The sequence below is a fragment of the Agrococcus citreus genome, from assembly GCF_039527715.1.
Lineage (GTDB): Bacteria > Actinomycetota > Actinomycetes > Actinomycetales > Microbacteriaceae > Agrococcus > Agrococcus citreus.
The window spans coordinates 308,505-315,392 of sequence record NZ_BAAAKK010000003.1; the positions used below are offsets into that span (position 1 = coordinate 308,505).

7 protein-coding genes are annotated in these 6,888 nt (G+C 72.7%); all 7 read right to left on the reverse strand.

The genetic code is table 11. The features are described 5' to 3' along the window. Nucleotides 1–85 precede the first annotated feature (85 nt). Nucleotides 86–973 (reverse strand): hypothetical protein, encoded by an 888-nt coding sequence (locus ABD106_RS06800; protein WP_343918702.1) that lies wholly within the window; start codon nt 971–973, stop codon nt 86–88. A 49-nt stretch (nt 974–1,022) separates the two neighbouring features. After that, nucleotides 1,023–2,885 carry a heavy metal translocating P-type ATPase gene (locus ABD106_RS06805; RefSeq protein ID WP_343918704.1) on the reverse strand — a complete coding sequence of 621 codons (1,863 nt, stop codon included), beginning with the start codon at nt 2,883–2,885 and terminating at the stop codon, nt 1,023–1,025. Between the two features lie 55 nt (nt 2,886–2,940). Continuing rightward, complete coding sequence (locus ABD106_RS06810) at nt 2,941–4,086, reverse strand: mannitol-1-phosphate 5-dehydrogenase (protein WP_343918706.1); 1,146 nt, start codon at nt 4,084–4,086, stop codon at nt 2,941–2,943. Continuing rightward, nucleotides 4,086–4,517 (reverse strand): PTS mannitol transporter subunit IIA, encoded by a 432-nt coding sequence (locus tag ABD106_RS06815; RefSeq protein ID WP_343918708.1) that lies wholly within the window; start codon nt 4,515–4,517, stop codon nt 4,086–4,088. Before ABD106_RS06815 ends, ABD106_RS06810 begins: the two co-directional genes overlap by 1 nt. 10 nt (nt 4,518–4,527) lie before the next feature. Continuing rightward, nucleotides 4,528–6,135 carry a PTS mannitol transporter subunit IIBC gene (locus ABD106_RS06820; protein ID WP_343918710.1) on the reverse strand — a complete coding sequence of 536 codons (1,608 nt, stop codon included), beginning with the start codon at nt 6,133–6,135 and terminating at the stop codon, nt 4,528–4,530. A 34-nt stretch (nt 6,136–6,169) separates the two neighbouring features. Next, entirely contained in the window at nt 6,170–6,424 is a 255-nt protein-coding gene (locus ABD106_RS06825) for an HPr family phosphocarrier protein (RefSeq protein WP_343918712.1), read from the reverse strand. A gap of 101 nt (nt 6,425–6,525) precedes the next feature. Further along, on the reverse strand, nt 6,526–6,888 hold a 363-nt coding region (locus ABD106_RS06830; RefSeq protein ID WP_343918714.1), incomplete at its 5' end, for a hypothetical protein.

A 6,888-nucleotide genomic window follows, 5' to 3' on the forward strand; every position in this document is an offset into this window, starting at 1 on the left:
GACACCAACGGTCAACTCTACGCGGGGCCGGTGCGATTGTGCAAGCCGGGCGTGTCGGCCGGTGCGGATGCGCCGGCGCGACCGTTCATCGGTGCACCACGATCGACCCCCACAGCATCGCGCGATCCCGTCGCGCGCGCTTCGCCGCCTCGTCGTCCATCGTCGTCGCGAACGACCGCGCGATGATGGGTCCGCCCGCGACGATCGCCCGCACCGACGCCTTGCGCAGGTCGCGCACCCAGCGCTCGTCGGCCCCGTCGACGACGTTCGAGAGCGAGATCGCGTCGTAGGCGCCGGGCGCGACGCGCTCGAGGTGCTCGACGAGCGGCTCGTCCACCCAGTCGATCGCCCCGGGGTCGACGCGCGGCACCGCGTGCCCGGGCAGGTCCTCGCCGAGCAGCAGTCGCCAGGCGTACGGGTTGCCGCTCGGCGCGTGCTTGCGGAGCGCTCGGGCGATGCGGGCCCGGATCGCCTCGTCGAAGTGCGGCGGCAGGGGCGTGGAGAAGTCGCGGAGGACGAGCGCCGAGAGGGCCCCGGCGGGCCCGAGCATCGTGCGCAGGATCGAGGCGAGCGTGCGGTTGTCGAGCCGCTCCTTCCACGTCGCGGCGGCGCGGAGCGGGTCGTCCACCAGCAGGAACTGGTGCATCCGCCGCCGGCTCCACGCGGGGCTCGCCGCCCGCACCATGCCGCGGCCGAGGTCGAACAGCCGCTCCGCCGCCCCCGGCTCGAACGGACCGCCCGCTGCCCGGCGCCGGGCGTACTCGACCTGCTCGCGGTTCGCGCCGACCGCGGTCACGCGATGCCCCGCATCGGCGAGCGCCGCGACCACCTCCCCCGCGCCCGCGGTGACGAGCACCCGGCTCGCCGGCGCGAGCTCCTCGAGCTCGATCCGCGGGTCGCTCCAGTCCCAGCCGTGCAGCAGCCGCTGGCGCGGGTTCGCGCTCGAGCGGCCCTTGCGCCGAGAGCCACGCATCAGCATGGTCGTCCCGATCGCGCGTGCACGACACCATCCTGGCCCACGGTCACACCTGCAGCTGGGCTGCGCCCGTCCGCGCGCGACCGCGGCTCGCGCGCTCCGCGCGCGGGCCCAGCGCGCGCAGCGCACCCAGGATCGCGATGAGGTCCACCAGCTCCTGCAGCCAGGCGCCGGCGATTGCCGGCAGGAAGCCGAGCGCCGCGACCACCATGAGCCCGGCCGAGATCGCGATCCCGAGCCAGATGCTCTCGAGCGCGATGCGCACGGTGTCTCGCGCGATCCGCGCGACGCGCTCGACCGCACCGATGTCCTCGACGAGCACCACCGCATCCGCGGACTCGCTCGCCGCCGTCGCACCGCGCGCACCCATCGCGATGCCGACGTCGGCGACCGCGAGCACGGGCGCGTCGTTGACGCCATCACCGACCATCACGACCGGACGGCGCGCAGCCCGGCGCACGGCCTCGACCTTGTCGGCGGGCCGGCAGTCCGCCTGCACGCGCTCGATCCCCACCTCGTGGGCGACGTGCATCGCGGTCACCTCGACGTCGCCCGTGAGCAGGACGAGGTCGGCGCCGCGCGCGCGGAGCGCGGCCACGGTGGCAGCGGCCTCCGGGCGGATGCGGTCCCGGAGCACGAGCGCGCCGGCGTACGCGCCGTCGATGGCGACGTAGACGGCGATCTGCCCGGGCGCGAGCGGCTCCGGCGCGACAGGTCCGACGAAGCGCTCGACATGCGCGCGCTTGCCGACCACCACGAGGGCGCCACCGACGCGCGCCTCGACGCCATTCGTGGCCGTCTCACGGGCATCGCTCGCGGTCGGGATGCCGAGGCCGCGAGCCTCAGCGCCGCGCAGCACGGCACTGGACAGCGCATGCGTCGAGTACCGCTCGGCGGCCGCGGCGACGGCGAGCGTGCGGTCGGGGTCAGCCGACCGCACCTCTTCCAGCTCGGGAGTGCCGCCAGTCAGTGTGCCGGTCTTGTCGAACACGAAGGTCTGCGCTCGGGAGAGCCGCTCGAGCACGTCGCCGCCCTTCACGATCACGCCGGCGCGCGCTGCCCGGCTCATGCCCGCGATGAACGCCACCGGCGCGGCGATCAGCAAGGGGCAGGGCGTCGCGACGACGAGCACCTCGGCGAAGCGCTTGGGATCACCCGACAGCGCCCAGGCAAGACCAGCGATGGCGAGCGACGCGGCCGTGAAGGGCACGGCGTAGCGGTCGGCGAGCCGCACGACGCGCGCCTTCTGCTCGCTGGCCTGCTCCACGAGCTGCACGATGGCCTGGTACTGGCTGTCGGCGGCAGCGTGCTCCGCTCGCATGCGCACGGCGCGCTGGCCGTTCAGCGCCCCCGACGGCACGAGCTCCCCCGCCTCGACCTCCACCGGCAGCGATTCGCCCGTGAGCGACGAGAGGTCGAGCTCGGCGGCCTCGTCGAGCAGCACGGCGTCGACCGGCACGAGCTCGTTCGGCTTCACGAGCACGATGTCGCCGACCTGCACCGCCGCCACCTCGACGTCGACGAGCGTGTCACCGTGCTCCAGGTGCGCCACCGTCGGCGTCCGCTCGAGCAGTCGCGACAGGTCGGAGCGCGCGCGATGCGCCGCGAAGTCCTCGAGCGCCTCGCCGCCGGTCAGCATGAAGGCGATGATGAGCGCGGCCCAGTGCTCCCCCACGATCACCGTCGCGCTGATGGCGATGATCGCGAGGACGTCGATGCCGGCATGCCCGCCTGCGAGGTCGCGCACCATGGCGACGCCCGCCCAGATGGCGATGACGATCGCCCATCCGCCCACGACCCAGGGCGTCAGCGCGCCGGCCGGGGTCGCACTGAGCACGCCGCCGATCAGTGCCGTCAGCAGCGTCGCGGCGACGAGCGGGTAGCGCCGCAGGAGGCGCAGGAGCGTCATGGCTCGACGCTAGGCGTGCGAGCCGTCGCGCGCCAGCATGGCTGCCCTCACCTGATCAGCCCCGTGGGGTCCGCGCATCCCGCACGGCGGCCTCCAGCTGGGGCACGAGCGGATGATCGGCGGGCAGTCCCGTCACCTGCGCCACGAACGCGTCGGGCTCGAGCGAGCCCAGCAGGCGCTGCAGCTCGACTGCCTGCTCGTCGTCGTGCGCGTCGAAGCGCAGCGCTGTCGCGAACGCCGCGACGAGCGCATCCGCTCGCTCGCCGCGCTCGAGGAGCTCGGCTGCCGGCTGCACGAAGCGCTCGTGGCGGGACAGCTTGCGCAGCGGCTGCCTGCCGATGCGCTCGCAGGTGTCGGGCAGCGCGGGGTTCTCGAACCGCTCGATCGCTCTCGCCACGTACGCCGCGTGCTCGGCCGCGTCGAAGCCGAACTTCGCGACGAGCAGTCGCGACGTGTCGGCGAGCGAGGCCTCGACCGCCGCTCGGATCTGCGGCGACTGCAGCGCCTCGGCGATCGTCTCGATCCCCGCCGCCCATCCCGCGTAGGCGGTCGTCGCGTGACCGGTGTTCACGGTGAAGAGCTTGCGCTCGATGTACGGGGCGAGGTCGTCGACGAAGTGCGCGTCGGGGATCGAGGGCTCGGCCACCGTCGAGTCCGCGCCGCCGAACGGACCGCGGTCGATCGACCACTCGAAGAAGTCCTCCACCACGACGTCGAGGCCGTGCGGGTCCTGCGGCGGGATGATGCGATCGACGGCGGTGTTGGCGAACACCGCGCGGTCGGCGAGCTCCGGTGCGCCCTCGAGCACGAGCTCGCGGAGCGTGTCGGATGCGCCGATCGCGTTCTCGCACGCCATCACCGTCACCGGGGTGCCGCGGCGCTCCGCGAGCCCGGCACGGATCACCGGTGCGATGAAGCGCAGCACCGTCGGTCCCACGGCGCACGTGACGACGTCGGCCTCGGCGACGGCGCGAGCCGCGGCCTCCGGATCGGCGGACGAGTCGATGCCGGTGAAGCCCGTGACCGTGTGGATGGTCGCCGCAGGACCCACCTCCCGCACCTGGTACGCATCCACCTGCTGGAGCATGCCGATCAGCTCGGGGTTGACGTCGACGAACGTCACCTCGTAGCCCGCTCGGTGCAGGATCAGCCCGACGAAGCCGCGGCCGATGTTGCCGGCCCCGAAGTGGACGGCTCGCATCACTCGTTGACGTCGCCGAGCAGCGCCAGGATCGCCGCAGCGTCGGGCGCGGCCTCGAGCTTCGCCACCTCGTCCTCGTCGGCGAACACGACCGCGATCTTCGACAGGATCTCGAGGTGCCCGCCGTCCTTGCCGGCGATGCCGATCACGAACTTCACGGGATTGCCGTCCCAGTCGATCGGCGAGTCGTAGCGCGCGACCGAGAGCGCGGAGTCGAGGATCGCGTCCTTCGACTCGTTCGTGCCGTGCGGGATCGCCAGCAGGTTGCCCATGTACGTCGACACGCTCGACTCGCGCTCCCGCATGGCGTCGGCGTAGTCGGCGGTGACGGCGCCGGCGGCGACGAGCATGTCGGCCGCCTCCTGGATCGCCTCGTCCTTCGTGGCGGCGGTGGGCGTCGTGGTGATCTGCTCGATCGTGAGGACGGGCATGGGGCTCCTTCTAGCGGTCGGTGTTGGTCTCGTCGACGAGCCGGACGACCTCGTCGTACTTCGGGCTGTTCATGAAGTTCTCGACCGAGACGTGCGTGGCCTCCGGCGTGCGCTGGCGCGCGCGGTCGGTGAGATCGCGGTGCGTGATGATGAGGTCGGCGGTCGACGGGTCGAGGTTGGCGATCGAGATGTTCGTCACCTCGACGCCGTCGATGCCGGCCTTCTTGATCTTGCTGCGCAGCACGCTCGCCCCCATGGCGCTCGAGCCCATGCCCGCGTCGCACGCGAAGACGATCTTGCGGATCGGCTCGACCGCGGCGGTCGGCGAGGCGCTCTCGCCGGGCGCGTCGGCTGCGGCACCGGCTGCGGCACCGCCGACCGCTCCCGCGCCGCCCGCGGCGGCGAGGTTGGAGAGGTGCTCGGACTTGCGGCCCTTGGCCGCTTCGGTGCGGGCGACCGCATCGGCGAGGTCGCCGCCACCGGCGGCCTCGCGCTCCAGGTCGCGCCTGCGGCTCGCGCGGAGGATGACCGCAGCGACCACGAACGTCACCGCGGCGGCGATCACGACCGACAGCAGCACGCCGAGCAGGTTGGCGCCGCCGACGAGGCCGGCCTGCACGCTCACGGCGAAGATGCTGCCCGGCGCCGCGGGGCCGGCGAGGCCCGTGCCGAGCAGCATGTTCGTGGCGACCCCGGACGCGCCGCCGAGCACGAGCGCGACGATGAGCGTCGGCTTCATGAGCGCGTACGGGAAGTAGACCTCATGGATGCCACCGGCGAACTGGATGATGGCGGCACCGGGTGCCGTCGCGCGCGCGGCACCCACACCGAAGACCGAGAACGCGAGCAGCAGACCCAGACCGGGGCCCGGGTTCGCCTCGAGCAGGAACAGGATCGAGCTGCCGTCGGTCGCCACCTCGGTGGTGCCGAGCGGCGTGAGCACGCCGTGGTTGATCGCGTTGTTGAGGAAGAAGACCTTCGCGGGCTCGATGAGCAGCGACGCGATCGGGAGCAGGCCGGTCTCGACGAGCCAGCCGACGGCGCCGCCGACGATCGACATGATCCAGTTCACGATCGGCGCGACGATGTAGAAGCCCACGAGGCCCATGAGGAACGCGACGATGCCCGCCGAGAACATGTTCACGAGCATCTCGAAGCCCGCCTTGACCTTGCCGTCCCACAGCTTGTCGAGCTGCTTCATGACCCAGGCGGAGAGCGGTCCGAGGATCATCGCGCCGATGAACATGTGGACCTCGCCCAGCTCGCCCGCACCCTCGGCGGGCGGGTTCGCCTCGTTGAAGTTGGCGATGAGCAGGTCGGAGCCCGCGATGGCACCCATGACGGCGAAGGCACCGACGACGGCACCGCGCGTGTCGTAGACCATCCGACCGCCCGTGCCGGCGATGAGGATCGGCAGCAGGTAGTGGATGGTGGGGCCGACGATCGTCGCGAGCCCCTCGTTCGGGAACGGACCGACCGGGATGAAGAGCGCCGTGAGGATGCCCCACGCGATGAGCGCGGGGATGTTCGGCATGATCATCCCGGAGAGGAAGGTGCCGAACTTCTGGACGGCGACGCGCGCGCCACCCGTCTGCTGCGATGGTGCGGTGGTGGTCATCGTCGACTCCGAGCTGGTGCCAGTGCCTGGTGCGTCAGGCGTCGTGATCGGTGGAGAGGAGCTGCTCGAGCTCGTCGAGCGTCGCCTCGTCGTCGGAGGCGATGGTCACCTCGTCGCCCTTGGAGACGCCGAGCGAGATGACGGAGAGGATGCTGGCCGCGTTGACCTGCTTGTCGCCCTTGGCGACGGTGACGGGACTGGATGCCTTCGCCGCGGCCTGCGCGAACAGGGACGCTGGACGGGCGTGGAGCCCGTGCGCGGACTCGACGGTGACGGTGCGCTCGGCCATGATGCTCCTTCGCGGTCAGGGCCGGGGCGGCCCGGGATCGGTGTCACGCTACCACCGGTCCTCGCGCCCGGTGCTGAGGGTCTGCGAGCGCCGCATCGTGCTCAGCGCGGCTGCGCACCGCGGGCTCGGAGCCAGCCCGCGAGCGCCGCGATCGCGGTCCACCCGAGCGCGGTCGCCGCGAGCAGCGGCGCGAGCTCGAGCGGCGGCCCGTCGAGCACCGCGCCGTCGCCGACCGGCAGCTCGGCGAGCGAGCGCAGGCTCGTCGCGGGCAGCAGCCAGCGCGCCTCGCCGAGCGACGACTGCGCGAGCAGTCCCGACAGCGCCGGCTCGACGATGAGCGGCAGTCCGGCGCCGATGCCGAGCGTCGCGAGCGGCGACCTCGTCGCGTGGCCGAGGCACAGCAGCCACACCGACCAGACCGCCACGACCGCGAGCTGCGCTGCCCCGGCGGCCGGCAGCGCCGC

Excerpts from the sequence above, each read along its gene's own strand:
- ABD106_RS06815 (WP_343918708.1), bottom strand. The coding sequence starts at position 4,517 with ATGCCCGTCCTCACGATCGAGCAGATCACCACGACGCCCACCGCCGCC.
- ABD106_RS06810 (WP_343918706.1), bottom strand. The coding sequence starts at position 4,086 with ATGCGAGCCGTCCACTTCGGGGCCGGCAACATCGGCCGCGGCTTCGTC.
- ABD106_RS06805 (WP_343918704.1), bottom strand. The coding sequence starts at position 2,885 with ATGACGCTCCTGCGCCTCCTGCGGCGCTACCCGCTCGTCGCCGCGACG.
- ABD106_RS06825 (WP_343918712.1), bottom strand. The coding sequence starts at position 6,424 with ATGGCCGAGCGCACCGTCACCGTCGAGTCCGCGCACGGGCTCCACGCC.
- ABD106_RS06820 (WP_343918710.1), bottom strand. The coding sequence starts at position 6,135 with ATGACCACCACCGCACCATCGCAGCAGACGGGTGGCGCGCGCGTCGCC.
- ABD106_RS06800 (WP_343918702.1), bottom strand. The coding sequence starts at position 973 with ATGCGTGGCTCTCGGCGCAAGGGCCGCTCGAGCGCGAACCCGCGCCAG.